This window comes from Paraburkholderia sp. SIMBA_030 (genome assembly GCF_046535245.1).
In the GTDB taxonomy this organism is placed as follows: domain Bacteria; phylum Pseudomonadota; class Gammaproteobacteria; order Burkholderiales; family Burkholderiaceae; genus Paraburkholderia.
In genome coordinates this window covers 1-244 of the sequence record NZ_JAWRXB010001409.1, presented here as the reverse complement: position 1 = coordinate 244, position 244 = coordinate 1, and the positions used below count along the sequence as shown (strand labels likewise).

1 protein-coding gene is annotated in these 244 nt (G+C 54.9%); it reads left to right on the top strand.

Features of this window, described 5'->3' with window-relative positions; translation table 11 throughout:
- On the top strand, positions 1-244 hold a 244-nt coding region (locus SB772_RS44675), incomplete at both ends, for a phage tail protein (RefSeq protein WP_410839112.1).

The window sequence follows — 244 nt, the reverse complement described above, 5'->3', positions numbered from 1 at the left end:
AAGGGGCAGCGTTCATCCCTGAAAGGTGGCGGCAGCGTGCTTGTGGTGGGTAACCGTCGTATTCCCGGCGCGTTTATTCAGCAACTGAAAAATGGCCGGTGGCATGTCATGCAGCGTGTGGCTGGGAAAAACCGTTACCCCATTGATGTGGTGAAAATCCCGATGGCGGTGCCGCTGACCACGGCGTTTAAACAAAATATTGAGCGGATACGGCGTGAACGTCTTCCGAAAGAGCTGGGCTATG